Genomic DNA, 26434 nt, shown 5'->3' on the forward strand with positions numbered 1-26434 from the left:
CCTAACAAATGGGGTGCTGTTCAGTTTTGCTGCGCCGCCTTTTGGCTTGTCGAAAAAGCTGCGCTTTCCCGCCAAGCTGCCTGCGGACAGGACCTTTGGCCCCGTTCGCTGCGCACGGCGGTTTTCGGCGGTCGCTTCGCTCTACACGCCTCGGCACTGGCCCTGCGGGACGTCGCGGGGTTATTTTAAATAAAAAAGGGGCATCTGCGCGCTAAGAGCCGCGCTTTCAGCGCGGTTGTCCGCAAGGGAGGCTTCGCACCGCTCCGGCACGCGCCTGCGGGCGCAGTCACCACCCCTTTTTCAGGCTGCCCGCAGCCGGGACGACCAAACAAATTTTTGCATTTCTGACGGTTATTTGTTACAATGGGTTCAGTTTTATAGCTGCGGCGGAAAAGATCTGCTCTGCGGCACAGAAGGGGAGAGGGAACGTGGCAATTGAAAAGGTACGGGAATATTTTGAAAGTTTCGGCGCCGCTGCGCGCATCCGGGAATTTGATGTATCCAGCGCCACGGTGGAATTGGCCGCGCAGGCGCTGGGCTGCGCACCCGAGCGCATCGCAAAAACGCTGTCGTTCCTGGTGGACGGCGGTTGTGCGCTGGTGGTGGCGGCGGGCGACGCCAAGGTGGACAATCCACGCTTCAAGGCGCAGTTTCACACCAAGGCAAAGATGCTCACCCCCGGCGAAGTGGAGGCGATGGTGGGCCACGCTGTGGGCGGCGTATGCCCCTTTGCTGTCAACCCGGGCGTAAAAATATATCTGGATGCTTCTCTGCGGCGGTTTGAAACAGTGTTCCCCGCCTGCGGCAGCAGCAACAGTGCCATTGAACTGACCATCTCGGAGCTGGAACAGTATTCCCGTTTCGATGCATGGGTGGATGTCTGCAAGGGATGGCGGGCGGAAAGGGAAGGCTGAAAGGCCTTTTTCGAAGAAAGAGCGTGTGCCCACAGGGACGCTGGAAAGCAGGAGGAAGCCATGGACGAAGCGGGTGAAAAACTCAAACGGGCGTTTACAGGCGCGTTTGCGCTGCTGTTCGCCGTCATCGTGCTGTGTGCGGTTTTCTGCAACCAGAACGTGTTCGGCACGCAAAGCCCGCGGAGCCTGCTGGCCGGGGGGCTGGCGCTGGCTGTGGGCGTGCTGTGCGCCGCGTGGCTGCTGCGCCTGCTGCCCGCCCCGGGCAAAAGGCTGCGCCGGACGCTGCTGGCGGCGTTTTTCACGCTGTGCTTTTTGGCGCAGGCCCATGTGGGCAGGGCGCTGGTGGTGGGTGCCACCGGAGACTGGGATTTCGGCATCGTGCTGCGCGCCGCGCTGGACTTTGCGGCAGACGGTGCGCAGGGCGGTATTTATTTCAACAATTTCCCCAACAACCAGCCGCTCATGCTGCTGTTGGCGGAGTTGTTTCGTCTGCTGCGGGCCTGTGGTGTGACGGAGGAGTATGAGCTGCTGGTTTGGGGCATGCGCTTCGGCGCGGTGCTGCTGCAGCTTGCACTGTTCTTTCTGTACCTATGCGCCGCGCGTCTGCTGGGCCGTCGGGCCGGCGCGCTGACGCTGCTGCTGGGTGCGGCCACAGCGCCGTTTTTGCTGTATGCGCCCGTCTATTATACGGATACCGTCACCGCGCCCATTCCCATTGCCATATTGTACTGCTGGCTGCGCCTGCGCGCGGCCCGACGGGAGGGGCGGCCGGGCCGGGGCCCGCTGGCGGCTGTTTTTGTGCTGGGCGTTTTGGGGACGCTGCTTAAAGTGACCGTCGTTATCATGGTCATCGCCGTGGTGCTGGATTGGATGATCTCGTTCCCAAAGCTGCGGGAGCGACTGGCAGCGCTGGCTTTGTTGGCCGCCGTGGTGGCGGGCGTGAATGCGGGCAGCTTTGCGGCCGCGCACAGCGGTGCGTTCCGTAAGGCGCAGCCGGGGGATGAGATACCCAAAACGCATTGGATAATGATGGGCCTCGCGGGAAACGGCGGGTACAACAACGAGGATTATGTGTTGACATTTTCTGCGCCGGACGGTGAGACGCGCAAGGCGCTTATCCGGGACGAGATCGCCGCGCGCCTGAAGGAGATGGGGCCCGCGGGTCTGGTGCGGCACGCACTGGATAAGATCGGTTATACGTGGGGCGAGGGCACCTATTATCTGCCGCATAAATTGGCCATGGGACCGACCCAGCCGCATAGCTTCTGGGCGGAAATTTTTTTTGAAGGCAGGGCGCACTTTTCGCTGTTCCTGCGCTATGCCAACGGATTGATGCTCTGCATGCTGCTGTATCTTTTGGCCGGCGCGCTGCAAAAGCAGAGCCGAGACGTGCTGTTTGCCGCGCGGCTCTCAGTCTGCGGGCTGTTTTTCTTTCTGTTGATATGGGAGGCGCGCAGCCGTTATCTGGTCAATTATGTGCCGGTGCTGCTCCTGCTGTTTGCTGCGGCCGCGTGGGGAATGGCCGGTCGCCTGCCTGGGTGGGGCTGCAAACAGCGCGGTACAGGCGGTGAAAGTATACCCGGATGAAGCATCCGTGTTTGGCTGGAGCAAAGGCAAACGCCCCGCGCCGGGGTATCCCGGGGCGGGGCGTTTTTTCAAAAAGTTCCTCGCGCATATGCGCGGCCGTGTCAGCCATGCTCCGGTACGCCGTAATGCTCCTGCTTGTCCGCATACATGCTCTCGTCGGCAGCGCGCACCAGCTCGTCAAGATCTTCCCGGGCGCAGGCGTGCCAGGCTCCGCCCAACGAAACGCCGTAGTCTGTTTCACTGGCAAGGCGGTCGCGGGCTTTCGCGAGCATTGTCTCGAACCGGGCCTGCGTCACACCCGGGCACAGCACGACGAATTCATCACCGCTCATGCGGTAGATGTGCGCGCCGGGGAAGCAGGCGCGCAGTACGTCTGCTGTCTGCATGATAACGGCGTCGCCCCGGCTGTGGCCGTAGCGGTCGTTGATCTGCTTGAGGCTGTTGATGTCGCAGAATACCGCGCCGATGGGGCCGGCGGGAATGGGACCGGCCAGAAAACGCTGGTATTGCAGACGGTTTTCCAGCCCGGTGAGCGCGTCGTGACGGTTTTGGTATTCCAGACGGGACTGCAGGCGCCGGCGCGACAGTTCGGAACCGACAAAGTAGGCCAGCGATTCCAGCACGCGTGTATCGTCAATGCCGGAGGCGGCATTTGCAACGCCCAGCAGGCCGCGGCCGAACGTGTGCGGCAGCGGCGCAAATAGCAGGGCGCTGACCCCGGCATCCTGCATCTGTGCCGCGACCTGACGGTATTCAGGGCCCAGCCGCTCCGCAAGGATACATTGTGCCTGAGGCGATTCAAGCAATCGGTTGAGCAGCGATCCGTTGGACAGAGAGATCGAAGGAAACTCCAGAGGTTCCGCGTCGGCGGCCGTCCACAGCTGGGTGCAGTGCACGCTTCTGCCGGAAGCATGTAGCTCCAGCAGGAACGCGTGAGATGCCTGATAGAAACCGCCGACACAGGACAGCACGGCCTGCGCGGCCTCGCGGGAGGATGCCGCGTCCATCAGGCGGCGGATGCATTCCACCAATGTTCGCTCGGTCTCCAGCTTGCGGGCGGTGTCCCGGCTCAGCAGCTCCTGTTCGGTGATATCCACCGCGATCTCCAGCCGCGCCGGACGTCCGTCCCAATCAATCAGTTTGTCTTTCAAAAGAAAATGCCGCCCCATGGAAGGGTTGTTGAATTCCCAAACGTAAAATTTGTCCGGTGTGAGCCGGGCATTGGTGCAGTAAGGACAAGGGGCGGGCTGGCCCTGCAGCAGTGCATAGCATGGCTTGCCCTTGTAATCCCGGGTGGGGAGCAGAGAACGGCAGCGGCGGTTGGCGTAAAGCAATTCATATGTATTCGGGTCGCTCACATAAACGATCTCATCCAACGCATCCAGCAGGTCCTGTGGGCCCATTGCCGCAGCACTCCTTTCCAGAACTTTCTTCTTAAGCATAGCATGAATTCGTTTTGATATCAATATGCATTCGGATAATTTGAAGTGATTACGATATACTTTTGATATCACTTTGAATGGAGGCTGTGCCGTGGGAAACTATTATGCACCGTTTTCCCTGCGCATTTCTGAGACTTTGATCACAAAGCTGAAAATCATTGCGATAGAGAACAAACGCTCTACCAATAAAGAGATGGAGTATGCGTTGGAAAAATATGTGAATGAGTATGAAAAGGCGCATGGGGAAGTTCCTGTGTAAGGATACGCCAAGGCCCCGATGCACGGACTGTTTCGCTGTCCGTGCATCGGGGCCTTTTATTTTGCAGCATTATAGAGCTGTTCATAAATAAAACCGCGCGTTGAAAACAATCGGCGCTTTGTTCCGGTACATCCTACAAAACGTGTGTTAGGCCGCAAGGAACGGCGGTCCCAACTGGGAGATACCGCGGCGAACGGAACGGGCCGCTTATAGCCGGAGCACCGCCCGCGTTTTCTGCACCGCTTTGTTTGCCGGCAGGGACGGCGTGCGTACAGACAGCGGTCACACCGAATGTTTTGCGGGACGCAGCATCGTAAAGCAAAGCATCGCCGCGCCCACTCCCAGCACCAGGTCCCCGATGCTGGCAAAGCCCAGCAGGCGCCCGAACGGCTCCAGCGCCAGAACATCGCCCAGAAAAACAAGACGCGTGCTGTCTGTGACAGGCGCGTAGGCAAAGATCTCACCAGAAGCGAGCTGCGCGGCCAGGCGGGTGCCAGCGGCCGACTCCAGCACGTGCGCGGAGACAGGCATTGCGCCGCCGTTCAGCGCAATAACGGCAAAATTCATCCCGGCCCCGGCGCCGAACACAAAACTCCAAACACCGCGGCGCAGATTGGCCGCCACAAAAATAAACAGCAGGCCATAATGCAGCAGACATACGGCCAGGGGCGCATAAGACGCAAACGCGGGGAACAGACGCGCTGCATACGGCCCCGCAGCCTTGCACAGATAGGCGGCCACCGGAAGCCACAGCAGCGCGATATTGTGCTGTGCCATCGCGCGCAGGCTGCCGCCGCAGGCAAGGCCGGCGGCCAGCCCGCACAGAATGAATGCCAGCAGCACCAAGCCGTGCGCCTCCTTTCGTGAACAGCCCGCGGGCTACAGCAGGCTTTCTTCAGGCTCGCGTGCGGCGTCCAGCTCTGGAGCCAGAGAAATGAATACCTCCACGACCTTGGGGTCGAGCTGTGAACCGGCCACCTCCTGCATCACAGCCAGCGCCTGTTCGCGGGACATGCCGTTGCGGTAGGGCCTGTCCGACGTCATGGCGTCAAAAGTATCTGCAACGGCAAGGATAGCCGCAGAGAGCGGCAGCTCGCCGGGAGCGGGACCTTCGGCGGGATAGCCCTTGGCGTCGTAACGGTGATGGTGATACAGCACCGCGTCGTTTACCGTGTCGGAAAAACGGATGCTGTCGATGATCTTACGCCCCATCACAGGATGCTGCTGGATCAGTTCGAATTCCTCGGCTGTAAGAGCGGCGGGCTTGTTGAGCACGGCGTCGTCGATGCCGATTTTGCCCACGTCGTGCAGCAGAGCGGCCGTCTTGACGTCGGCCACGAAGCTGGGAGATTTGTGCATGGCGCGGGCAATGGCCTCGCTGTAATACGCTACGCGTCGGGAATGGCCCTGGGTGTAATGATCTTTGGCGTCCACGGCCATGCTCAGGGCGGCGATGGTGCGCATATGCATGGATTTGCTGTCCAGATACAGCTTGAAGGAATAGCGTGCCAGCATGAGCGGCGCCATGAACAGCACGATGTAAAAGTAGCTGTTGGGCATGTTGATGACGATGCCCAGCAGCAGTCCCAGCGGAACGGTGGCGATGATGTTGGGCAGCAGGCCGCCGATATTCTGGCGCATCAGCGTGCCGAACTGGCCCATGCCGCCTACCTGGTAATACAGGATGAACAGCGTCAGGTTGACAAGGATGCACAGTGCGGCGAACAGCAGGGAAAGCCCAAGGGCGGGCAGAGAGGCCAGGTTATCCGGCATGCCCGCCAACAGAAGCGGCAGCCCGCCCGCGCTGATGGAAACAAGGATGTTCCCGGTGTTGAACAGCTCCTTGCGGGGCTCACGGGCCAATGGCCAGTAATAATGCTTGGTGGCGGGGTTTTGCATCACGGTGAAAAGCGTCGATACCCCGAACAGAACCACCGCCAGCGGCGCTCCGCCCGTTATGGCGCAGGCCAGTACGGGCACGAAGCTGATCTCCAGCGTTTTGTCTTCCGCGAAATAAATGGGCAGCATCCGGCACACCACCATCAGCAGCACCATCATCAGGCTGTAGCTCCAGATATCCCCGCGGCTGCTGCCCGGCAGATAATAAGGATATACCTCCCAAAGGGAAAGCAAAAAAACCGACAGCCCCGCAATGGAGACGGCGGTCGTATATACCCGCAGCTTTTTTTCGTCCATAGCCGTTTTCCTCCCGGCGCAGGTCTGCGCCACACACAGCCCGGCGCAAAATGCGCCGTTTTTTGACGCCGCAGGGCGGCGCCGCAGATTTCTATATACCTTATATAAATATATCCCAATATAAATATATCCCAGATGGCGCACACAAGCGCCGTAAACTTCAAAAAACAGGGCGGCCGGCAGGGCTCCGGGAAACAGGCCGTGTCCGGCCCGTTCAAGTACTTATCTTACGCAGAAGAAAGCGCCGCTGGCGAGAACCAAAGAGCACAGAGAAGCCAGAGCAAACAGGATCTTTTTCATAACAGATATAGCCTCCTTACGGTACTCTGCCCTCCGCTATCCGGGCATGCTATATCCGCTCCGCTGTGCCGGCCCGCCCCTGTTTACCAAAGGAAAGCGGCCCCGTTTTACCCCGCCGTGTGGGGCAGAACGGAAAGCCTGCGGTTTACCGCGCTCAATACGCTGTGTACCGCAGCATTGTCGGGGTCTTCATTTAAAAATGCGCTGCCAAGCAGGCGTTGGCCATCCAGCAGGCTGTACACCTGCGCCACCACGATACCCTGTCCCGCCAGCGTCACCGCATCCACGCTGGCCAATTCGAAGCAGGTTTCACCCGCCGCGCGGTTCACTGCCGCAAGCGCGGCCTCGGAAACGCACCGTCGCCGGGCAAAAGGCGTATTCGCGCTTTCGCCGTGGCCGGTATACGTGTCGCAGCCGCGCGCCAGCGTTACCGAAGCAGACACACGCCCGCCCGCGCTTTTGATCTCCAGCCCCGTATGGGCAAGACGGAAATCCCCCCGGGGGGCAAGCCCCTCGGAGAGCTGTGCAACGCTGATGATGCGGTGGTCCACCTGTACGCCGAACTGCGCCGTCAAAGCAGACTGGATATCGCGTACCAGCGATTTCGAACTTTTCTCGGGCCCGGCGAGCACGTGGATCTCGCACGGCATGCCGTTTTCGGCAAATACCACCTGGGCCGCCTGCACGCCTTCCAGGCGGCAGATCAGCTCCTGCCAGAGCGTTTCAGTACCGGACATCCACAGCTTCCCTCCATCCACAGCCGCGGGGCGGCTGGATCAATACGCCGAATTTAATACCATCATAGCGCATGAACGGCACCCTTGTCAACGAATGCATGGTCAAAAAGGGCATTTCAAAAAAAATACTTTTTGAATGGTGTGTTTAACAGGATTTAAGCTTGATATAGTCAGGAAATTTTTTCCTTTGCTGTTTTAGCCCGGCTTTCAGCGGCCGCGTGGGGGCAGTTTGTGTTTTGCGGCATGCCCAGGGCTTAGCGCCGGATCCGCAATGTATATCCAATCTGCCTAAAAGTGCTTTCGCGGCCGGAAGATGTTTTGAGCGATTTTCTGAATGTTGTGAAAAAAGTGTGTTTGAAGAGTTACAATTCGTTGAAATGCACAAAAAACATCTTGTCCTTTACGCAAAAAATGCTATAATCAGACACAGCCTTTACAAATGCCCTTGCGCAGCACTCTGCGGCGCGGGCAGAGAGGCTGTATAAAGAATCGAAAAAATGGAGGTTTTCACTATGAAAAAAGTTCTTGTTCTTGCTGTTGCGGCGCTGATGGCGCTGTCTCTGGTTGCCTGCGGCACCGACTCTTCCTCTTCCAGCGCTCCGGCTTCCACAGCTCCGTCCAGCACGTCTGTGTCTGAGCCGGCCAGCACCAGCGCTTCCGAGCCGGCCAGCACCTCTGCGTCTGCCAGCACTTCCGAGTCTGCCAGCGCTTCTGAGAGCGCCAGCACCTCTGAGGTTGCCGAGAGCGCCAGCAGCAGCGAAAGCGCCAGCGCTTCCACGGCTGCGTAATTGCTTTTTTGCACGCGGTGAGCCCGCGGGCGTTCCCTTTGGGGAAACCGCCCGCGGGCTTTTTTGTGTTATGAGTGTACGCACATTGAGGACAGAGAAACGCTTTTTTTCAAAAAAATGTATCCGTTGGCAACATTTGTCGCCGCATGGCAACAAAAATCCATGCAGTAAAATTGACAAACCATAGAAAACTTGTTAAAATGATGATTCAGAGAATGTTAAACGATGGTGTTTAAACGTTGTTTTTAGACACCATTTTTTGTTTATATTCTTTTTTCTCCTGCGGGCGCGGCAAAAAGCTGTTTTTTGCGGTGTGCGCGCGCAAAATACAGTTTGCTCCGGCGGCTCTCGCGCGGGCCGGGCGGAACGTTATTTCTTTAAAGGAGTTGGCAAAATGGCGAAATATATCGCAAAGCGCGTTGCGTTGGCATTGGTGACGCTGGTCATCGTGTCGATGCTCACCTTCTTCCTCATGTTCCTGGTTCCGGGCGGGCCGTTCCTGTCCGAAAAATCGCCGTCCCCGGCGGTGCTTGCGGCCATGGAGGAAAAGTACGGCCTGGATAAACCGGTGATCGTGCAGTACAAGAACTACATGCTCAACCTGCTGCAGGGCGAGCTGGGCCCGTCCATCAAGCAGCGCGGCCGCACGGTCGCCCAGATCATCGGTTCCCGGTTCCCGGTTTCGGCGCGCATCGGCGGCATCGCGCTGGCCATTGCCGTCGTCGTGGGCGTGGTGCTGGGCAGTGTGGCGGCGCTCAACCGCGGCAAGTGGATCGACAACGTCATTATTGTTATTGCCACCTGCGGCATCGCGGTGCCGAGCTTTGTTGTATGTACCATATTATTGTATATATTCAGCCTGAAGCTGGGGTGGCTGCCGTCCTACGGCCTTACGGGCTGGAAAAACTATATTATGCCGGTCATCGCTCTGGGCTTCTACCCCACGGCGTACATCTGCCGCCTGATGCGCTCTTCCATGCTGGATGTGCTGGGGCAGGATTACATGCGCACCGCCCGCGCCAAGGGTCTTTCCCAGGGCAAGAGCCTGTTTAAGCATGCGCTGCGCAATGCCATTCTGCCTGTCGTCACTTATCTGGGGCCGGCTTTGGCCTATACGCTCACGGGCAGCCTGATCGTTGAAAAGATCTTTACGATCCCGGGCCTGGGCGACAGCTTCGTCAGCTCTATCACCGGCCGCGATTATATGGTCATCATGGGAACCACGATCTTCCTGGCCACGCTCATCATCACGATGAACGTGATCGTGGACATCGTGTACAAGATCATCGATCCGCGGATCAAGCTGAAATAAGCGGGAGGAGAGCGAAGGAATGGAAAACAAAAAACAGATCTTGAGCATGCAGCTCAACGTCGACGACTTTGCGCCCGCCAGCGATTCCGAAAAGGAAAGCCTGTCCGTCATGCGCGAAAGCGTCAGCTTCTGGAAGGACGGTCTGCGCCGTCTGCGGAAAAACCCCATCGCCATGGTGAGCCTTGCGGTGCTGATCATCGTGCTGATCCTGGCGTTTATCGTGCCGGCGTTTTACCCTTACGATTACGCCACTCAGATCCGCGGCAGCGAGAACCTGGGCCCCATGCAGTATTCCGAGGCGGAGCAGGCCGCCATGGCCGCGGGCGAAAAGGTGTTTCCCCACATTCTGGGCACGGACTCCCTGGGGCGCGACTATGCCGTCCGCGTTATGATGGGCACCCGTGTTTCCCTGTCTGTTGGCCTGCTGGCCAGCGTGCTGGTGCTGCTCATCGGCTCGGTCTATGGCTCTGTTGCCGGCTTTTTGGGCGGCAAGGTAGACCTGTTCATGATGCGTATCGTGGACATCATCTACACCGTGCCGGACCTGCTCATCATCATCCTGCTGGCCTCTACGCTGAAATACCCGCTGCAGTCTCTGGCGGAAAAGCCGGGCTTCGGCTGGATCAACATCATTGGCGTGCCGCTCATCAGCATCCTGATCGTATTCGCTCTTTTGTACTGGGTGGGTATGGCGCGCATCGTGCGCAGCCAGGTGCTCACGCTGAAGGAGAGCGAGTACGTCACCGCCGCCCGCGCTCTTGGCGCCGGCACGGGCCGCATCATCAAAAAGCACATTCTGACGAACTGCATCGGCACGCTCATCGTCACCACCACACTGCAGATCCCTTCGGCCATCTTTACCGAGAGCTTTCTTTCGTTCCTGGGCATCGGCGTTTCCGCGCCCATGCCATCGCTGGGCAGCCTGGCCAGCACGGCCATCGACGGTCTGCAGAGCTATCCGTACCGCCTGTTCGCGCCGGCCATCGCCATCTCCGTCGTCATCCTCAGCTTCAACCTGTTCGGCGACGGCCTGCGCGATGCATTCGACCCGAAGCTGAAAAACTAAACGAAAGGAAGGGACGCACACATGAGTGAATATTTGGTAGACATCAAGGACGAGCGCCTTTCCTTCTTCACCCCCGCGGGCGAAGTGAAGGCTTTGGGCGGCGTGTCCATCCATCTAAAAGAGGGCGAAGTGCTGGGCATCGTGGGCGAGTCCGGTTCGGGCAAATCCGTCACGGCGTACAGCCTGATGGGCCTGACGGCCTATCCCGGCCGCCTGATCGGCGGTACACTGGACTTCAACGGCCATCACATCAACGATATGAGTGAAAAGGAGATGCGCAGGATCCGCGGCAACGAGGTCTCCATCATCTTTCAGGACCCCATGACCAGCCTGAACCCGGTGTACACCATCGGCAACCAGATCCGTGAGGTGATTTTGCTGCACACGGGCAAGTCCAAAAAAGAAGCCAACGAGCGGGCCAAGGAGCTGCTGACGCTGGTGGGCATCAACGAGCCCGAAAAGCGCCTGAAGCAGTACCCCCACGAGCTGTCCGGCGGCATGCGCCAGCGCGTGATGATCGCCATTGCGCTGGCATGCGAGCCCAAGCTGCTGATCGCAGACGAGCCGACCACCGCCCTGGACGTGACCATACAGGCTCAGATCCTGGAGCTGATGATGGACCTGAAGGAAAAGCTGGGCATGGCCATCATCATGATCACCCATGACCTGGGCATCGTGGCGCGCATGTGCGAAAAGATCGCCGTCATGTATGCGGGTAAGATTGTCGAATACGGCACCACGGACGAAATTTTCTACGAACCCAAGCATGAGTATACAAAGGGCCTGCTGCGCAGTATCCCGCGTCTGGATTCCAAGGATCATGAGCGCCTGGTGCCCATTGAGGGCACACCCGTGGACATGCTCAACCCGCCCAAGGGCTGTCCGTTCGCGCCGCGCTGCGGCGCGTGCATGAAAGTGTGCCTGCGCGAGATGCCGCCGCGCACCGATTTCAGCGACACGCACTACACGCAGTGCTGGCTCTGCCAAAAGGCGGAGTTTGAAGCCGCACAGGGAGGGAATGTACAATGAGTGAAAAACTGGTAGAGGTACAGCACCTCCAGCAATATTTCCCCGCCGGCGGCATGGGCAAAAACAAAAAGTACGTTCAGGCCGTGGACGACGTTTCATTCGCCATCAACAAGGGCGAGACATTGGGGCTGGTGGGCGAATCCGGCTGCGGAAAGACCACCACGGGCCGCACGCTGCTGCGCCTGTACGAGCCGACGAAAGGCCGTATCCTCTATGACGGCGAAACGCTGTTTGACAGCGGAAATGTGCCGCTGTACAACGAGGACGGAACCCCGGTGCTGGACGAAAGCGGCAAGCCGAAATTCGGCAAAAAGACGGCCGTGAACATGCTGCCGTACCGCCGCAAGATGCAGATCGTGTTCCAGGACCCCTATGCCAGCCTGGACCCCCGCATGACGGTGGGCGACATCGTGGGCGAGGCCATCGACATCCACAAGCTTGCGTCCTCCAAGGCGGACCGCCGGGAGCGCATTATTAAAATGCTGGAGCGTGTGGGCCTGAACTCCGAGCATGCCAACCGCTATCCGCACGAATTCTCCGGCGGCCAGCGCCAGCGCGTCGGCATCGCCCGCGCTTTGGCTGTGGACCCGCAGTTTATCGTCTGCGACGAGCCCATCTCGGCGCTGGATGTTTCCATTCAGGCACAGGTCGTCAATATGTTTGAAGATCTGCAGGACCAGTACGGCCTGACGTACCTGTTCATCGCCCATGACCTTTCGGTCGTGAAGCATATTTCGGACCGCATCGGCGTGATGTACCTGGGCAAGCTGGTGGAGCTGGCCGACAGCTATGAGCTGACCTTCCACAGCGTTCACCCCTACACCCGGAGCCTGATCTCCGCAATTCCGGTGGCGGACCCCAAGACGGCCCGGGAATCCCGGCGCATCGTGCTGGAAGGCGATGTGCCCAGCCCGCTGAACCCGCCTTCCGGCTGCCGCTTCCGCACCCGCTGCCCCTACGCAGACGAGCAGTGTGCCGCAGAGGAACCCAAATGGCGCGAGGTGTCTGGCGGACACTATGCCGCCTGCCACCATCTGGACAAAGTGAAATAAATGGAAAAAGGCGCTGAAAGCGCCGTTTTTCCGCCCCGCTGCTTTATTATAATAAAGTTGCAAAAAAGTGACAATTTGCAAAAAAGCGTTGCGCGGCGCGTCCGCGCGTGTATAATTGTAAACAATTCACCTTGGGGCATGCTATGGGTGCGCCATGTGTGAAATGTTGAATAAACAATTTTTGAGGAGGAAAGTTCACTATGAAGAAACTGGCACTTGTGCTGGCCGTCGTCATGGTGCTGAGCCTGGGCCTGACGGCCTGCGGCGGCAGCACGTCCTCGACCGGTACTGCGAGCTCCGCTCCCGCGGGCTCTTCCTCGTCCGGTTCTGCTTCCGACGCCGCTCCGGCTTACAATCCGGATGCGCTGCAGGTCAAAGCTCTGGACGACAACACGCTGCAGGTCACGCTGACGGCCCGCACGCCGTATTTCCTGGAGCTGACCGCGTTCCCCGCGTATGCTCCCGTTCAGCAGGCGACTGTTGAGGCAAACGGCGAAGCCTGGGCTGTGGACGCTGCCACCTACATCGGCAACGGCCCCTACAAGATTGCTGAGTGGGTGCCCAGCTCCCACATCACGATGGTCAAGAACGAGAACTACTGGAACGTGGACAGCCTGGCTGGCCCGGACACCCTGCAGTTCACGCTGATGGAGGATGACGCAGCCCAGCTGACGGCATTCCAGTCCGGCGAACTGGATTTCATCGACGCTGTCCCCAACGATGAGATCGACGCGCTGTCTTCCACGCCGGAGTTCCACAAAGAGGGGCAGATCGGCACCTACTATGTGAGCTACAACACGCAGGCTGCTCCGTTTGACGATCCTCTGGTCCGCCAGGCGTTCACGCTGGCGGTCGACCGCGACTATATCTGCAAGCAGATCGGCAAATCCGGCCAGATCCCGGCCGGCGCGTTCGTGTCCGAGGGCCTGAGCGATGCTGCGGAAGGCTCTTCCTTCCGCGAAGTGGGCGGCGACTATTATGACCCGACCGCCGGGGCCAACGAGGCCAATCTGGCCAAGGCCAAGGAGCTGCTGGCTGAGGCCGGCTATCCCAACGGCGAGGGCCTGCCCACCATCACCTATCTGTACAACGAAGGCACCGGCCATCAGCAGATCGGCGAGGCGCTGCAGCAGATGTGGGGCCAGCTGGGCGCCACAGTGACGCTGGAGAGCCAGGAGTGGGCCACCTTCCTGAACACCCGTAAGAACGGCGACTATCAGGTTGCCCGCAACGGCTGGCTGGGCGACTACAACGACCCCATCAGCTTCCTGGATATGTGGATCACCGGCGGCGGCAACAACGACGCCCAGTGGTCCAACGCCGAGTTCGACAGCCTGATCAAGCAGATCAAGTCCTCCGGCGACGCTGAGGCGCGCATGGAGATGATGCATCAGGCTGAGGACATCATCTTCGACGAGTGGATGCTGTGCCCGATTTACTACTATGTGGATATTTATATGGCCCAGCAGAACCTGGAAAACCTGAGCACCTCCCCGCTGGGCTTCAAGTTCTTCATGAACGCGAGCAACGGCACGGATACGCTGAAGGTTTGCACCGGCCCGGACCCCGACACCATCGACCCGGCGCTGAACAGTGCTGTGGACGGCGGCACAATGATTGACCACGCTTTTGAAGGCCTGTACACGGTTGCCTACGGCACCACCCCGACCCCGGGCCAGGCGGAGAGCGTTGAGATCAGCGAGGACGGCCTGACCTATACGTTCCATCTGCGCGAGGGCCTGAAATGGTCCGACGGCACCCCGTTGACGGCTCATGACTTCGTTTACAGTTGGCAGCGCGCTGTTGACCCGGCCACGGGCGCCGACTACGCGTATATGTTCGAGTGCATCGCCGGCTACACCGAGGCGATCAACGGTGAGGAGTATGTTGCTCCGGCCGCCGACGCTTCCTCTGCCAGCACCTCCGAGTCTGCTGCGGAGTCTGTTTCCGCCAGCACCTCTGAGAGCGCCAGCACTTCCGCTGCCGCGTAAGCAGCTGCTTTCTTACAACGCCGCATCTTCGGATGCGGCGTTTTTTTGTACCGGCATGCCTGGAGCGCCGGAAGGGCGGGGGCAAGAGTATCCCGCGAAGCGTTAAACTCATTGTATCACATATATTAACTTATAGCAATAATAAATTAGCTGTCAGTTTATTACAAAAGATTAACATTAGCTGTAAGCTAATATCAAAACACGACAACGGGACGGTGCGAGATGGACAATCGGGAGATCGGCACGCGCATCCGGCTTGCACGCCGGGACGCGGGGCTCACGCAGGAAAAGCTGGCGGAGAAGATCGGTGTATCCACGGTGTTTGTAAGCCAATTGGAATCCGGCAGCCGCGCGCCCGGGCTGGAGACGCTGGTAAAGCTCTCGCAGACGCTGCACGTAAGCCTGGACCTGCTGGTGTTGGGCGGCGCGCCCGGCGGAGACGCGGAAGCGTGTCTTGCTGCGTTGGTGCAGGGGCGCTCGCCCCGCCAGCGTATGCTGGCGGTCAGCCTGGTGCGAAGCCTGTTTGCAGAGATGGACCGTTTGGATGCAGAGCCGCCGGAATGCTGACGCATGCGTTTTTCGAAAAAGGCGGGAGAGCGCGGCCAGGGGAGCGGGTAAAACGCTGCGTGGAACGGATCTCCGGCAGGAAAACGGCCCTGTGCGCGGCCCGGCGGACATACGAAAAAACAGCCCGGGGAACAAAATGCTGTTCCGCAGGGCTGTTTTCTTTATACAATATTATTTTCGAGGAAAGCGGGCGGCGTTTTGTCACCGCTTTTGCAGGTCCGTCTGCTCCAGCAGGCGCGCAACATCCGTCAGCCCGGGCACGATGGCCCAGGCCAGCCGCTCCATTTCGGGTGTGGGCGGGTCCATGTCCGGCACCATCACAGTGAAGCACCCGGCGGCAGCGCCCGCCCGCACGCCGTTGTAGGAATCCTCCAGCACCATGCACAGCCCGGGCGGTGTGTCCAGTGCCGCCGCGGCTTTCAGAAAAATCTCCGGCTCCGGCTTGGAATGCGTCACCTGGTCGCCGCCGATGACGGCGGAAAAGTAACCGCGCACGCCGGCGGTCTCCAGATTGTGCAGCACGCGGGCGCTGTCTGTGGAGGAAGCAACGGCCATTTTGCAGTTCCGGGCGCGCAGCGCGTCCAGCAGCTCGAACAGCCCCGGCCGCAGCGGCACGCTGTGCTCCAGCCTTGCTTCCACCTCGCGCCATACCTCTGCGGACATGTCGTCGTAGGGGAACCCGGCGCCGAAGCGTTCCAAAAATGCACGGCGGCCGCTTTCGTAGTTGCGCCCCCGCAGCAGAGAGACATCCTCCGGCGTCATCGTCACGCCGTATTTGCCCGCCACGGCGCGCCACACCTCGTCTCCCAGACGCTCGGTGTCGAACATCAGGCCGTCCATGTCGAACAGGACGGCGCGGATCTGCTGTTCCATTGCTTTCCCAACCTCTCTTCATTCCTGTGCGGCCCGGCCGTTGCCGAACCGCTTTTCATTATACACGAAGCGGTGCGAAAAGCAAACCGCCCGCCGCGGGACGGTGGAGCGGAAATATGCCTTAGCGCGGAAAAAATGGCGGATTTACACATTTTCAGCGGTCTGCCCCTTGTAAAATGGCCGCAGGGCGGCTAAAATAGAGTAAAACCAGCCCCCGCGGTTCTTTTGCGCGCCGGGTGTGGAACTTTGCCGCTGTGCGGTTTTGCGCGCAGCCATCAATGGAAGAGGGAAAAGTATGCTGGACATCAAAGTGACAAAGACCACCGCGCCGAAGGCAAAGCCGGACGAGAAGCATCTGGGCTTCGGCAACCATTACACGGACCATATGTTCATCATGGACTACACCGAGGGCCGTGGCTGGCACTCGCCGCGCATCGAGCCGTACCATTCCCTGGAGCTGGACCCGGCCGCGCTGGTGTTTCATTATGCGCAGGAGTGCTTTGAGGGCATGAAAGCCTACCGTGCTGCGAATGGCCGCGTGCTGCTGTTCCGGCCGGAAAAGAACGCCGCCCGCATGCAGAGCACCCATAGGCGCCTGTGCATTCCGGAAATCCCCGTGGAGGATTTCGTACAGGCTGTCAAGGCGCTCGTCAGCGTGGACAAAGACTGGGTGCCCGGAGAACCGGACACCAGCCTCTATCTGCGCCCGTTCACCATCGCCACCGAGGCGCATTTGGGCGTGAAGCCCAGTGCAAGCTATCAGTTCATCATCATCGCTTCGCCCTCCGGCGCGTATTACGCGGAGGGCATGAATCCGGTGAAGATCTATGTGGAGGACGAGTATGTCCGCGCTACGCCGGGCGGTACGGGCTACATCAAATGCGGCGGCAACTATGCGGCCAGCCTGATCGGCCAGATGAAGGCCCATGACCTGGGCTACAGCCAGGTGCTGTGGCTGGACGGTGTGGAGCGCAAGTACGTGGAGGAAGTGGGCAGCATGAACTGCTTCTTCAAAATCGACGGCGTCATCCGCACCGCGCCCTGCGTGGGCACGGTGCTGCCGGGCATCACGCGCATGAGCTGCATCGAGCTGCTGGAAAAATGGGGCTATAAGGTGGACTGTGAGAGCCGCCTGCCCATCGCGGACGTCATCCGCGCAGGCAAGGAGGGCAAGCTGGAAGAGGTGTTCGGCACGGGCACAGCGGCGGTCATCAGCCCCGTGGGGGAATTGCGCTACGAGGACGAGGTGCTCACCATCAACGGCTTCCAGACAGGCCCTGTCACCCAGCGCCTGTACGACACGCTCACCGGCATCCAGTGGGGCACGCTGCCCGACGATATGGGCTGGACGCAGGAAGTGGAATAACGCGGGAACGGAACAAAACGAACGCGCGGCGGGCCTTTTTGGCCCGCCGCGCGGCTGCTTTACAGGGGAAACCGCGTACGAAGAGCCCCTTTCCTTGCAATACGTTTTTTTTGTGCTATAATACTCATGCGACAGGCGCATTCATAAAATCTTAATACCTTTGGAAAAACTTTAACACCGCGTTTATCTGCGCGGCCGGAGGGAAAAGGGACGGAAATATGCAGATCATTATTGTGGGCGACGGCAAGGTAGGCGTCGCCCTTACGGAACAGCTCTCCAGCGAGGGCCACGATATCACGGTTATCGACTCAAACCCCAAGGTGCTGGAGCAGAGCCTGGAATCCTATGATGTGATGGTGGTGCACGGCAACGGCGCGTCCATCGGCGTGCTGAAAGAGGCGGGTGTGGAAGACGCGCATCTGCTTATTGCCGCCACCAGCCGGGACGAGACGAACCTGCTCACCTGCATCGTGGCAAAAAAGCTGGGCGCAAAGCACACCATTGCCCGGGTGCGCAACCCCGAATATGCCGAGCAGCTGGTGCTGATGCGGGACGAGCTGGGCCTTTCCATGACCATCAATCCGGAGCTTGCGGCCGCGCGGGAGATCCATCACCTGCTGCAGTTCCCCTCATTTCTCAAGCGGGATTCCTTTGCCAAGGGCCGTGTGGAGATCGTAGAGATCCATGTGGGCGAGGATTCCAAGCTGGCGGGCATCCCGCTCAACCGCCTGTATGAGATCGCGCGGGTGCGCGTGCTTGTGTGCGTGGTGGAGCGCGGCGGCACCGTGCATATCCCGGACGGCAGCTTCACGCTGCAGGCGGGGGACAATATCTATGTCACTGCCGATTCTCAGGACCTTGCCCAGCTCATCAAGCATCTTGGCATTGTCAAGCAGAAGGTGCGCAACGCCATCATCGTGGGCGGCAGCCGCATCGCCTATTATCTGGCCATGCGCTGCCTGCACGCGGGGCTGGGCGTCAAGATCATCGAGCAGAACCATGAGCGCTGTGTGGAGCTGGCTGAGCTGCTTCCCAGCGCCGTCATCATCGAAGCCGACGGCTCCCGGCAGGACATTCTGGCTGCAGAGGGCATCAGCTCCACGGACGCGGTCATCACATTGACGAATATGGATGAGGAGAATCTCATCATTTCCATGTATGCCAGCCACATCGGGGTGCCAAAAGTCATCACAAAGGTGAACCGCACCGAATATGTGGAAGCCTTCAAGAGCATGGGCATCGACACGTTCATCAGCCCCAAGGCGCTGTGCAGCACGGACATCGTGCGCTATGTGCGCGCCATGCAGAACACCACGGGCGGCAGCGTTATTACGCTGCACCGCATGGTGGAGGGCAAGGCCGAGGCGCTGGAATTCCGCGCATCCGAGACCACGCGCCACCTGGGCGAGACACTTTTGGACATTCAGCTTAAGCCCGAGATATTGATCGCCTGCATCACCCACAAGGGACGCACCATCATCCCGCGGGGCAGCGACGTGTTCCAGGCCGGGGACACCGTCATCGTCGTCACGACGAGCGGCCAGCCCATCAACGACCTGAATGACATTTTTGCCGACTGAGGGCCGGCATTCCCGGAGGAACGAATGAACAAGAAAATGATCGGCAAGCTGGTTGGCGTGCTCTTTTTCCTGGAGGCGCTTTTCATGCTGCCAGCCATTGCCGTGTGCTTTGTTTACGGCGAGACGGGCGCACCCCTGCGGGGCTTTTTGTGGACGGTGGCGCTGCTGCTGGCGCTGTCCGGCGCGCTGTACGGCGTGTGTGCGAAGGCCACGCGGGAGTTTTACGCCAAAGAGGGCTTCATCATCGTGGCCCTGGGCTGGATCCTGCTCTCGGCCATGGGCGCGCTGCCGTTTTACATCTCGGGCGAGATACCGCATTATGTAGACGCGTTTTTTGAGACGGTGTCCGGTTTTACCACCACAGGCGCGTCTGTTCTGACAGACGTGGAGGCCATGAGCCACGGGCTGCTGTACTGGCGCAGCTTTACACACTGGCTGGGCGGTATGGGCATGCTGGTATTCCTGCTGGCCGTGGTGCCCACGGGAAAGGGAGCGGGTTACAGCATCCATCTGCTGCGGGCCGAAAGCCCCGGCCCCAGCGTGGGTAAAATGGTGCCCCGCATGCGCCAGACGGCCAGCCTGCTGTATAAGATATACATCGTGCTCACCGTCCTGTGCGTATTGTTTCTGCTGGCGGGCGGCATGCCCCTGTTCGACAGCCTGTGCACGGCCTTCGGTACGGCGGGCACGGGCGGCTTCGGCATCAAAAACAACAGCATGGCGGATTACAGCCCGTACCTGCAGAATGTGTGTACGGTGTTCATGGCGCTGTTCGGCGTAAACTTCAGCGTCTATTTTCTGCTTTTGCTGCGGGAGTGGCGCGGGGCGCTGCTGGACGAAGAGCTGCTTTTGTACGGCGGTATCATGCTTACGGCCATGTTTGTCATTGCAGCGGACATCACGCCGCTTTTCTCCGGCTTCGGCGAGGCGTTCCATCATGCGTCCTTCACCGTCAGCAGCGTGATGACGACCACGGGCTTCGCCACCGAAGATTTCAACCTGTGGCCGCAGCTCTCCCGGGCCATCCTGTGCATTCTGATGGTGGTGGGCGCGTCCGCGGGCAGCACGGGCGGCGGCATCAAGGTAGCGCGCCTGCTTCTGCTGTTCAAGAGCCTTGCGGCTGAGGTGCGCCGCATGCTGCGCCCGCGCAGTGTGAATGTGGTGCGCGTGAACGGCCGCGTTGTGAAGGACGAGGTGCTGCGCGGTGTGAACGTCTATATGGCAGCCTACTGCGCCATCGCGGTGGCCAGCTTTCTGGCCGTCTCCGTGGATGATTTTTCTCTGGAAACGAACCTGACGGCCGTGCTGGCATGCTTCAACAACATCGGCCCGGGGCTGGACCTCGTGGGGCCGGCCAGCAACTATTCCCTGTTTTCAACTTTTTCCAAGGTTGTGCTTTCGTTGGATATGCTTCTGGGCAGACTGGAAATATTCCCCATTATTGTGCTGTTCAGCCGCCATACCTGGAACCGCACGCGCTGAAAACCGGATACGGACGCCTCTGGGCGCGCCCGGCACAGGCTGCCGCGGCGCGTCTGTTTGCATTTTTGCACATTTTTTGTTATAGTATTTTTGTTTGCTTCCGGCCGCACGGCGGGAAGGGACCCTATTGATTTCAGGAGAGTGGTTTTTTGGATACCCCCGGCCCTGGTATGTACCTGGCACTGCTGCTTTTGCTGGCGTTCTCGGCGTTCTTCTCGGCAAGCGAGACGGCGCTTTCGTCGGTCAACCGCATCCGCATGAAGAATAAGGCGGATGACGGAGACAAAAAGGCGCAGCGCGTGCTGGGCCTTTCCGATGATTACGACAGGACGCTGTCCGCCATTCTCATCGGCAACAATGTGGTAAACCTTACTGCATCGTCGATCTCCACCGTCATTGCCACGTCGCTGCTGGGACAGCAGGGCGCGGCAGTGGCCACGGCCGTTATCACGGTGCTGGTGCTCGTCTTTGGCGAGATATTGCCCAAGAGCTTCGCCAAGGACCATGCGGAGCGCGTGAGCATGGCCATGGGCGGCCCGCTTTACATCGTCAAAACGCTGCTGGCTCCGCTGGTGTGGGTCTTTGTGCAGATCAAGCGCCTGTTTACAGGCCGGCGCTCCAGTGAGCTGAACGTGCAGCCTAGCGTGACTGAGGAGGAACTCAAAACCATCATCGACACCGTCGGTGAAGAAGGCGTGCTGGACCGCCAGGAAACAGACATCATCCAGTCGGCCATAGAGTTCGACAATACGACGGTGCAGGACATTCTGGTGCCCCGGGTGGATATGGCCGCGGCGGCGCTGGACGCGCCGCCGGAGGAGATCATCCGGCTGTGTGTGGAGGGCGGTTATTCGCGCATCCCGGTGTATGAAGGGACCATTGACAACGTGGTGGGCGTACTGTATGCGAAGGACCTGCTGGCCCGGCTGGCCGCGGGAAAGCCCATCGAGCCCGCGGCGCTCAAACGGGACGTGCTTTTTGTTTACCGCAGCAAGCGCATCAGCGAGCTGCTGGCGGAGTTCCGCCGGGCAAAGCAGCACATGGCCGTTGTGACGGATGAACACGGCGGCACGCTGGGGCTCGTGACCATGGAGGATATCCTGGAGGAGCTTGTGGGCGAGATCTGGGACGAGACGGACAAGGACGAAACGCCCATCCGGCAGCTGAGCGAGAACAGCTGGCAGGTGGAGGGCGACGTGAACGTGGAGGACTTTTTCGACGCCATCGGCTTCGTGGACAAAACGTTCGACTGCGACTACAACTCTGTGGGCGGTTGGGCGCTGGCCGAGCTGGAGCATATTCCCAGCGCCGGGGAAAGCTTTTGCTACAAGCAGCTTCATGTGACCATCCGTTCAGTGAAGGACCAGCGCATCGAGAGCCTGCTGGTGACGCGCGGCGAGCACGGCGGCGGGGACGCTCCGCCGGAATAGCTCCCGGGAGCTGAAAAAGGCAGAGAAGTAAAAGAAGCGTCCGGGGAAAAAGCTGGCGGTGGCAAAGCCATGCATTTTTGCGCAGCAAAGTGCAAGCCACGCGGCGAATGCCGCCAAAAAGAGGCGGAGGACCCCCTTTTCATTTAAAATAACCCCGCGGCGCCCCGCAGGGCCAGTGCCGAGGCGTGTAGAGCGAAGCGGCAGCCGAAGGCCGCCGTGCGCGGCGAACGGGGCCGCAGGCCCTGTTCGCAGGCAGCTTGGCGCAAAAGCGCAGCTTTTTCGACAAGCTGGAACACCGCCGCCCCGCAGCCGAAGCTGCCGGGGCGGCGGTGTTTGTTTTTGCGCGCGGTTCAGCCCGGCGGCACGCATTCCAGCACGCTGCGTGCAATGGCGTCCCCTGCGGCCCAGAGCTGCGGCTCGCTGGTGACGTTTTCGTATTCGGAGGGGTTCACCATAAAGCCCGCCTCCAGCAGAACTGCGGGACACACGGTGCTGCGTGTGACATAATAGTAGCCCCACTGAGCGCCCCGGTCCGGCCGGGAGGTGGCCTGCGTTACATTGCGCACCAGCGCCTGGGCCAGCGCTTTGCCCGCGGGGTAGAAGTAATAGCACTCGGTACCCGTCTGCAGGTTCGCATCTACGGAAAGGTCGATGGAATTGTGGTGGACGGCGATGAAAAAATCAGGCTGGCCGGCAACAATGGCTCTGTTGCGCTCCTCCAGAGAGAGGAAGGAATCGTCTGTCCGGATGGTCTGCACCGTGGCGCCAAGCTGCTCCAAACGGTATTTTGCGGCCAGCGTCAGAGCCAGATTGACGTCCTTTTCCGCGGGCGCCCCGGTGCCCGCCGCGCCCATTGCGCCGGGGTCATGGTCACCGTGGCCTGCGTCCAGCAGCACGGCCACTCCCGTCAGAGGCTTGCCGAATACATCGCTGCGCACCGGCTGCTTTTTCAGGATGACCTGCGTGGTGCCGTCCGCATATTCCACGGTATGCCCCCAGACGGGCTGGGTAAAGGTAAGCGTGACGCGTGTGCAGCCATCGCCCGGATCCACCGCGGCGCTCTGCACCAAAGCGGAACCGGAAACGGCGAAATCCGCCGCGAAGTCCGCATCGTAAAAATCCATCATCAGCGCGCCGTCCACCATGTTGGTATAGGCCAGCGGTGTGCCGCTGCCCGCAAAGGTGAGCACCTCGCCCGTATCCGTCGCCGCGGCGGCCGCGCCTGTAAATGAGGCGCGGGGCGTTTCCGGCGGCAGCGGCTCTGCATTGTAAGCCAGCACAAAATCCCCGCTGGCAAGCTGATAGGCCCAGGTGCGCTTGCCGCCGCGCAGTGTTTCGGTGCAGGCGGCCACCGTGGCAACTGCGCCCTGGCGTACGGTCTCGCTGATGTTTCCGTCGGACGCGGGGTCATACAGCAGGCTGGCAATCCAGTTTCGGATGCGCACAGGCGTGCCCGGCTCCACTTCCGCAGTGTCGTCGTGGGGGACCTCCGTTGTGCCGCCGCTCCCGCCGCCTGCGGGCGCGGGCCGGTTCACGGTCACAGAGACGCTGGTTCCGCCCTGTGTGAGGGTATACACATTGCTGCCCTCTGCCACGTCCACCAGCACGCCGAAGGTTCCGCCCGGGCCGCGGCTCTCCACGGGTGTGCCGTTCAGCAGCAGCTCCTGCGCCGGGTCTGACGTGCCCATCACAAAGCAGGCTGAGGTGTAGACGGCCGCACCGTCCGCCGGATAGGATACCGCCAGTGTCCCGCCGGGCGTATACTCCAGCAGCGCAGGCCGCGCCGCACTGCCGTCCAGCGCGCTGGCCAGCACGCTGAAGGCCTCCGGCTGCGCCCGGCACCGCGCATAATCGAATACGGCGCCGTGGAAGCCGTCTGTGTCCAGCGAAGCAAGGAACAGGGACGACGGATCGTTGAAGGCGGCCTCGTCCGCGTAGAATACCGCCTGCCGGGAAATACTGTCGAACAGGGCGCTGCCTTCGACATACAGGCCTGCAACGGCATATTTTTTCTGCATGCGCGCCAGCGCTGCCTCCCAATCCGCATTGCCGGAGAGCTCGGGCGTCACAGCGTACACGGCCAGCCCCGCCTGGGACGCCTGCTCACACAGTGCGCGCAGCGGGTCGTATTTGTGAAACAGGCTGTCGTCTGCCGCCGCGCCGGGCCAGGTCTCATAAGCGCGGTCGCGGAAAGCGATGCTGGACAATTCGGCGTCCGCAACGTCCAGAAACAGCGCGTTCAGCCCATGGGCCTGGGCATAGGCCGCCGCGTCTGCGAACAGCGTATCCAGAACCTCCGGCCCGCCGGAGGAGAGCCCGCCCGCAGCCGTTGGATAGCTCCACGAGAGCCGCAGCCCCCGCAGCGTGCCCTGGGGCGCCGCCGCACTGGGCATATCCCGGCGCATGGCACGGGGCCACAGCAGCCACATGCCGGTTCCCAGCGCGGCCAGCAGCACCGCAGCCAGAACAAAAAGCACCACGCGGCCCGCACGGCGCCGCCTGCGTTTGAAATGCATCCTTGAAAACCCCCTTTTTTCCGCAGTTTACGGCAAAATAAAACAAAATACTGCCTTTACTATACCATAGCATACCCATTTTGTGTATCCAAATCGTATCCCGTGCAGACAGCCGGAGCCGCGTTTTTCGCCCTCCTGTGAAAAAACGGCTACCAAACACGCCCCCCATATGTTATGCTATGGGAGTAGATTTGATTTTATGGCACTTTAAAGGAGACGATATTTTGCAGATACCCGATACCGCATTTACCCACGGCGGAAAATTTCACGCCGACGATGTGTTCAGCGCGGCGCTTTTGAAGATATGCAACCCCAACATTGCCATACAGCGCGGCTTTGCGGTGCCTCAAGGCTTTGCAGGGCTGGTATTCGACATTGGGGACGGCCCGTTCGATCATCATGCCAAAAACAGCCCTGTGCGGGAGAACGGTGTGCCCTATGCGGCTTTCGGCCTGCTGTGGCGGGAGCTGGGGCCGCAGCTTGTCGGCCCCGTGGACGCGGGCCGCTTTGACGAGAGCTTTGTACAGCCGCTGGATCTGGACGATAATACGGGCTGCGGCAACCAGCTGGCCAATATCATCGCCGCGTACAATCCCCGGTGGGATGGCGAGGACCGTCCGGACGACTGCTTTGCACAGGCCGTGGCGCTGGCGCAGGATATGCTGGCTCACAAGCTGGAGGCCATCCGCAGCGTGCAGCGCGCCGCCGCCGAGGTGAATGAGGCGCTGGGCCGCATGAAGCGGCGCATCGTGCGGCTCTCCCGCTTCGCGCCGTGGAAGCAGCAGCTCATTCCCAGCAAGGCGCGTTTTGTGGTATATCCGTCCCAGCGGGGCGGCTGGGCGGCGCAGGCTGTGCCCGCGTCCTTTGGCTCGCCCGCGCTGAAGGTGCCGTTCCCCGCGCACTGGGCGGGTGCGTCGGAGCAGGAGCTGCCCGGTCTTTCGGGCATCGAGACCCTGCGGTTCTGCCACGCGGGGCGGTTCCTTGTCACTGCGGGCACGGAGGAGGACGCTGTGGCCGCGTGTGAGGCCGCGATGGAGCTGAACGGATAATGGATTGGGTGTACATGCTGGAGTGCGGCGACGGCAGCCTGTACACAGGCTGGACGAACGATCTGGCCAAGCGCCTTGCCGCCCACCAAAGCGGGCGCGGCGCGAAGTATACCAGGGGACGCGCGCCCGTGCGTCTGGTATATGCGGAGCAGTGTACGGACAAAAGCGCCGCTCTGCGGCGGGAAGCCGCTGTCAAGGCACTGCCGCGGGCGCGCAAGCTGGAGCTAGCGCGGCAATGGGAAACGGAGGAAAAAGCAATGGCTGTTGCGATGGATTCACAGGAAGCGCGCAGGCGTATGGAGGAAGGCCGGCTTTATCTGCCGGGGGATGAGGCCATCATGGCCGAACAGACGGACTGTCTGGAGAAGCAGTATAATTACAACGCCACGCGCCCTCACGAGCAGGAAAGGCGCGCCGCCCTGCTGCGGGAAATGTTCGCCCAGATCGGTGAAAACTGTTATATCGAGCCGCCGCTGCACGCCAACTGGGGCGGCCGCCATGTGCATTTCGGCAGCGGGGTGTACGCAAACTTCAACCTGACGCTGGTGGACGACGCCCATATTTATGTGGGCGACTGTGTGATGTTCGGCCCCAATGTCACGGTGGCCACGGCGGGGCATCCCATTGAGCCGGGCCTGCGCCGTCAGGCCATGCAGTACAACGCCGACGTCCGCATCGGCAGCAACGTGTGGGTGGGCGCGGGCGCGGTCATCCTGCCGGGCGTGACCATCGGGGATGACACGGTCATCGGCGCGGGCAGCGTGGTGACGAAGGACATCCCGGCGGGCGTGGTAGCCGTGGGCTGCCCCTGCCGTGTGCTGCGTCCCATCGGCCCGCAGGACAGGGAGACCTACTTCCGGGGCCGGAAGATCGACGTGCCGCTGGAATAGCGGTGCGC

Annotated in this window: 23 protein-coding genes and 1 pseudogene; 17 read left to right on the top strand and 7 right to left on the bottom strand. The window is 60.5% G+C overall.

What is annotated here, in order from left to right:
- From TQ39_RS21445 to TQ39_RS07940, 3 genes are all read left to right on the top strand, one after another.
- Positions 1 to 193 (top strand): hypothetical protein (locus tag TQ39_RS21445; RefSeq protein ID WP_207641400.1); only part of this gene is annotated, 193 nt, incomplete at its 5' end.
- 235 nt (positions 194 to 428) lie between these two features.
- Positions 429 to 914 carry a YbaK/EbsC family protein gene (locus TQ39_RS07935; RefSeq protein WP_050005156.1) on the top strand — a complete coding sequence of 162 codons (486 nt, stop codon included), beginning with the start codon at positions 429 to 431 and terminating at the stop codon, positions 912 to 914.
- A gap of 60 nt (positions 915 to 974) precedes the next feature.
- Positions 975 to 2501, top strand: coding sequence for a glycosyltransferase family 39 protein (locus tag TQ39_RS07940; protein ID WP_050005157.1), 1527 nt, complete (start codon positions 975 to 977; stop codon positions 2499 to 2501).
- A gap of 101 nt (positions 2502 to 2602) precedes the next feature.
- Here the strand turns inward: TQ39_RS07940 and TQ39_RS07945 are convergent, their stop codons facing one another.
- The gene (locus tag TQ39_RS07945) at positions 2603 to 3904 is read right to left on the bottom strand and encodes a sensor domain-containing diguanylate cyclase (protein ID WP_050005158.1); all 1302 of its coding nucleotides are present in this window, start codon (positions 3902 to 3904) and stop codon (positions 2603 to 2605) included.
- Between the two features lie 130 nt (positions 3905 to 4034).
- Here TQ39_RS07945 and TQ39_RS21220 point away from each other — a divergent pair, with 130 nt between their 5' ends.
- Positions 4035 to 4202, top strand: coding sequence for a hypothetical protein (locus TQ39_RS21220; protein ID WP_009323891.1), 168 nt, complete (start codon positions 4035 to 4037; stop codon positions 4200 to 4202).
- Between the two features lie 282 nt (positions 4203 to 4484).
- Here TQ39_RS21220 and TQ39_RS07950 read toward each other — a convergent pair whose 3' ends face one another.
- From TQ39_RS07950 to TQ39_RS07965, 4 genes are all read right to left on the bottom strand, one after another.
- Positions 4485 to 5045, bottom strand: a complete 561-nt coding sequence (locus TQ39_RS07950; protein ID WP_242853469.1) for a DUF5317 domain-containing protein — start codon at positions 5043 to 5045, stop codon at positions 4485 to 4487.
- 36 nt (positions 5046 to 5081) lie between these two features.
- Positions 5082 to 6398 (bottom strand): HD-GYP domain-containing protein, encoded by a 1317-nt coding sequence (locus TQ39_RS07955; RefSeq protein ID WP_009323896.1) that lies wholly within the window; start codon positions 6396 to 6398, stop codon positions 5082 to 5084.
- A 407-nt stretch (positions 6399 to 6805) separates the two neighbouring features.
- Complete coding sequence (locus tag TQ39_RS07960; protein ID WP_050005160.1) at positions 6806 to 7435, bottom strand: hypothetical protein; 630 nt, start codon at positions 7433 to 7435, stop codon at positions 6806 to 6808.
- A 433-nt stretch (positions 7436 to 7868) separates the two neighbouring features.
- Positions 7869 to 8237, bottom strand: a complete 369-nt coding sequence (locus TQ39_RS07965; protein ID WP_050005161.1) for a hypothetical protein — start codon at positions 8235 to 8237, stop codon at positions 7869 to 7871.
- A 380-nt stretch (positions 8238 to 8617) separates the two neighbouring features.
- Here TQ39_RS07965 and TQ39_RS07970 point away from each other — a divergent pair, with 380 nt between their 5' ends.
- The 6 genes from TQ39_RS07970 to TQ39_RS07995 all read left to right on the top strand — a co-directional run bounded on the left by TQ39_RS07970 (position 8618) and on the right by TQ39_RS07995 (position 15240).
- Positions 8618 to 9535 (top strand): ABC transporter permease, encoded by a 918-nt coding sequence (locus tag TQ39_RS07970; protein ID WP_009323902.1) that lies wholly within the window; start codon positions 8618 to 8620, stop codon positions 9533 to 9535.
- Positions 9536 to 9554: 19 nt separating this feature from the next.
- A complete protein-coding gene (locus TQ39_RS07975) occupies positions 9555 to 10601 on the top strand; it encodes an ABC transporter permease (protein WP_009323903.1) in 1047 nt (348 codons plus the stop codon).
- 21 nt (positions 10602 to 10622) lie between these two features.
- Positions 10623 to 11630: an ABC transporter ATP-binding protein gene (locus TQ39_RS07980; RefSeq protein ID WP_009323905.1), complete on the top strand. Its 1008-nt coding sequence runs from the start codon at positions 10623 to 10625 to the stop codon at positions 11628 to 11630.
- Entirely contained in the window at positions 11627 to 12682 is a 1056-nt protein-coding gene (locus TQ39_RS07985; protein ID WP_009323907.1) for an ABC transporter ATP-binding protein, read from the top strand. The genes TQ39_RS07980 and TQ39_RS07985 overlap by 4 nt, the downstream gene beginning before the upstream one ends.
- Positions 12683 to 12882: 200 nt before the next feature.
- Positions 12883 to 14673 carry a peptide ABC transporter substrate-binding protein gene (locus TQ39_RS21905; protein ID WP_050005162.1) on the top strand — a complete coding sequence of 597 codons (1791 nt, stop codon included), beginning with the start codon at positions 12883 to 12885 and terminating at the stop codon, positions 14671 to 14673.
- A gap of 222 nt (positions 14674 to 14895) precedes the next feature.
- Positions 14896 to 15240 (top strand): helix-turn-helix domain-containing protein, encoded by a 345-nt coding sequence (locus TQ39_RS07995; RefSeq protein ID WP_050005163.1) that lies wholly within the window; start codon positions 14896 to 14898, stop codon positions 15238 to 15240.
- 201 nt (positions 15241 to 15441) lie between these two features.
- On the opposite strand, the gene TQ39_RS08000 is transcribed toward TQ39_RS07995, so the two are convergent.
- Positions 15442 to 16113: an HAD family hydrolase gene (locus TQ39_RS08000; protein WP_050005164.1), complete on the bottom strand. Its 672-nt coding sequence runs from the start codon at positions 16111 to 16113 to the stop codon at positions 15442 to 15444.
- A gap of 295 nt (positions 16114 to 16408) precedes the next feature.
- Between TQ39_RS08000 and TQ39_RS08005 the strand changes: the two genes are divergently transcribed.
- The 4 genes from TQ39_RS08005 (at position 16409) to TQ39_RS08020 (ending at position 21971) form a co-directional block, all read left to right on the top strand.
- Positions 16409 to 17479 carry a branched-chain amino acid aminotransferase gene (locus TQ39_RS08005; RefSeq protein ID WP_009323915.1) on the top strand — a complete coding sequence of 357 codons (1071 nt, stop codon included), beginning with the start codon at positions 16409 to 16411 and terminating at the stop codon, positions 17477 to 17479.
- A gap of 218 nt (positions 17480 to 17697) precedes the next feature.
- Complete coding sequence (gene trkA, locus TQ39_RS08010; protein ID WP_050005165.1) at positions 17698 to 19059, top strand: Trk system potassium transporter TrkA; 1362 nt, start codon at positions 17698 to 17700, stop codon at positions 19057 to 19059.
- Positions 19060 to 19083: 24 nt separating this feature from the next.
- On the top strand, positions 19084 to 20541 hold the full coding sequence (locus TQ39_RS08015; protein WP_009323919.1) for a TrkH family potassium uptake protein: 1458 nt from the start codon (positions 19084 to 19086) through the stop codon (positions 20539 to 20541).
- Between the two features lie 149 nt (positions 20542 to 20690).
- Positions 20691 to 21971 carry a hemolysin family protein gene (locus TQ39_RS08020; RefSeq protein WP_009323921.1) on the top strand — a complete coding sequence of 427 codons (1281 nt, stop codon included), beginning with the start codon at positions 20691 to 20693 and terminating at the stop codon, positions 21969 to 21971.
- A 350-nt stretch (positions 21972 to 22321) separates the two neighbouring features.
- On the opposite strand, the gene TQ39_RS08025 is transcribed toward TQ39_RS08020, so the two are convergent.
- A complete protein-coding gene (locus TQ39_RS08025) occupies positions 22322 to 24487 on the bottom strand; it encodes an N-acetylmuramoyl-L-alanine amidase (protein WP_050005166.1) in 2166 nt (721 codons plus the stop codon).
- A gap of 224 nt (positions 24488 to 24711) precedes the next feature.
- Here TQ39_RS08025 and TQ39_RS08030 point away from each other — a divergent pair, with 224 nt between their 5' ends.
- The 3 genes and pseudogenes from TQ39_RS08030 to TQ39_RS08035 all read left to right on the top strand — a co-directional run bounded on the left by TQ39_RS08030 (position 24712) and on the right by TQ39_RS08035 (position 26426).
- Positions 24712 to 25536 (top strand): MYG1 family protein, encoded by an 825-nt coding sequence (locus tag TQ39_RS08030; protein ID WP_009323926.1) that lies wholly within the window; start codon positions 24712 to 24714, stop codon positions 25534 to 25536.
- Between the two features lie 14 nt (positions 25537 to 25550).
- Positions 25551 to 25739, top strand: a pseudogene (locus TQ39_RS21620) (GIY-YIG nuclease family protein); the annotation flags it as partial.
- 66 nt (positions 25740 to 25805) lie between these two features.
- On the top strand, positions 25806 to 26426 hold the full coding sequence (locus TQ39_RS08035) for a maltose acetyltransferase domain-containing protein (protein WP_050005213.1): 621 nt from the start codon (positions 25806 to 25808) through the stop codon (positions 26424 to 26426).
- Positions 26427 to 26434: the final 8 nt, after the last annotated feature.

The sequence above is a fragment of the Ruthenibacterium lactatiformans genome, from assembly GCF_000949455.1.
In the GTDB taxonomy this organism is placed as follows: domain Bacteria; phylum Bacillota; class Clostridia; order Oscillospirales; family Ruminococcaceae; genus Ruthenibacterium; species Ruthenibacterium lactatiformans.

What these genes read in the sequence shown, in the direction of transcription:
- TQ39_RS07940 (WP_050005157.1), top strand. Translation starts at nt 975, where the DNA reads ATGGACGAAGCGGGTGAAAAACTCAAACGGGCGTTTACAGGCGCGTTT.
- TQ39_RS07945 (WP_050005158.1), bottom strand. Translation starts at nt 3,904, where the DNA reads ATGGGCCCACAGGACCTGCTGGATGCGTTGGATGAGATCGTTTATGTG.
- TQ39_RS07955 (WP_009323896.1), bottom strand. Translation starts at nt 6,398, where the DNA reads ATGGACGAAAAAAAGCTGCGGGTATATACGACCGCCGTCTCCATTGCG.
- TQ39_RS07960 (WP_050005160.1), bottom strand. Translation starts at nt 7,435, where the DNA reads ATGTCCGGTACTGAAACGCTCTGGCAGGAGCTGATCTGCCGCCTGGAA.
- TQ39_RS07970 (WP_009323902.1), top strand. Translation starts at nt 8,618, where the DNA reads ATGGCGAAATATATCGCAAAGCGCGTTGCGTTGGCATTGGTGACGCTG.
- TQ39_RS07975 (WP_009323903.1), top strand. Translation starts at nt 9,555, where the DNA reads ATGGAAAACAAAAAACAGATCTTGAGCATGCAGCTCAACGTCGACGAC.
- TQ39_RS07980 (WP_009323905.1), top strand. Translation starts at nt 10,623, where the DNA reads ATGAGTGAATATTTGGTAGACATCAAGGACGAGCGCCTTTCCTTCTTC.
- TQ39_RS07985 (WP_009323907.1), top strand. Translation starts at nt 11,627, where the DNA reads ATGAGTGAAAAACTGGTAGAGGTACAGCACCTCCAGCAATATTTCCCC.
- TQ39_RS21905 (WP_050005162.1), top strand. Translation starts at nt 12,883, where the DNA reads ATGAAGAAACTGGCACTTGTGCTGGCCGTCGTCATGGTGCTGAGCCTG.
- TQ39_RS07995 (WP_050005163.1), top strand. Translation starts at nt 14,896, where the DNA reads ATGGACAATCGGGAGATCGGCACGCGCATCCGGCTTGCACGCCGGGAC.
- TQ39_RS08000 (WP_050005164.1), bottom strand. Translation starts at nt 16,113, where the DNA reads ATGGAACAGCAGATCCGCGCCGTCCTGTTCGACATGGACGGCCTGATG.
- TQ39_RS08005 (WP_009323915.1), top strand. Translation starts at nt 16,409, where the DNA reads ATGCTGGACATCAAAGTGACAAAGACCACCGCGCCGAAGGCAAAGCCG.
- trkA (WP_050005165.1), top strand. Translation starts at nt 17,698, where the DNA reads ATGCAGATCATTATTGTGGGCGACGGCAAGGTAGGCGTCGCCCTTACG.
- TQ39_RS08015 (WP_009323919.1), top strand. Translation starts at nt 19,084, where the DNA reads ATGAACAAGAAAATGATCGGCAAGCTGGTTGGCGTGCTCTTTTTCCTG.
- TQ39_RS08025 (WP_050005166.1), bottom strand. Translation starts at nt 24,487, where the DNA reads ATGCATTTCAAACGCAGGCGGCGCCGTGCGGGCCGCGTGGTGCTTTTT.
- TQ39_RS08035 (WP_050005213.1), top strand. Translation starts at nt 25,806, where the DNA reads ATGGATTCACAGGAAGCGCGCAGGCGTATGGAGGAAGGCCGGCTTTAT.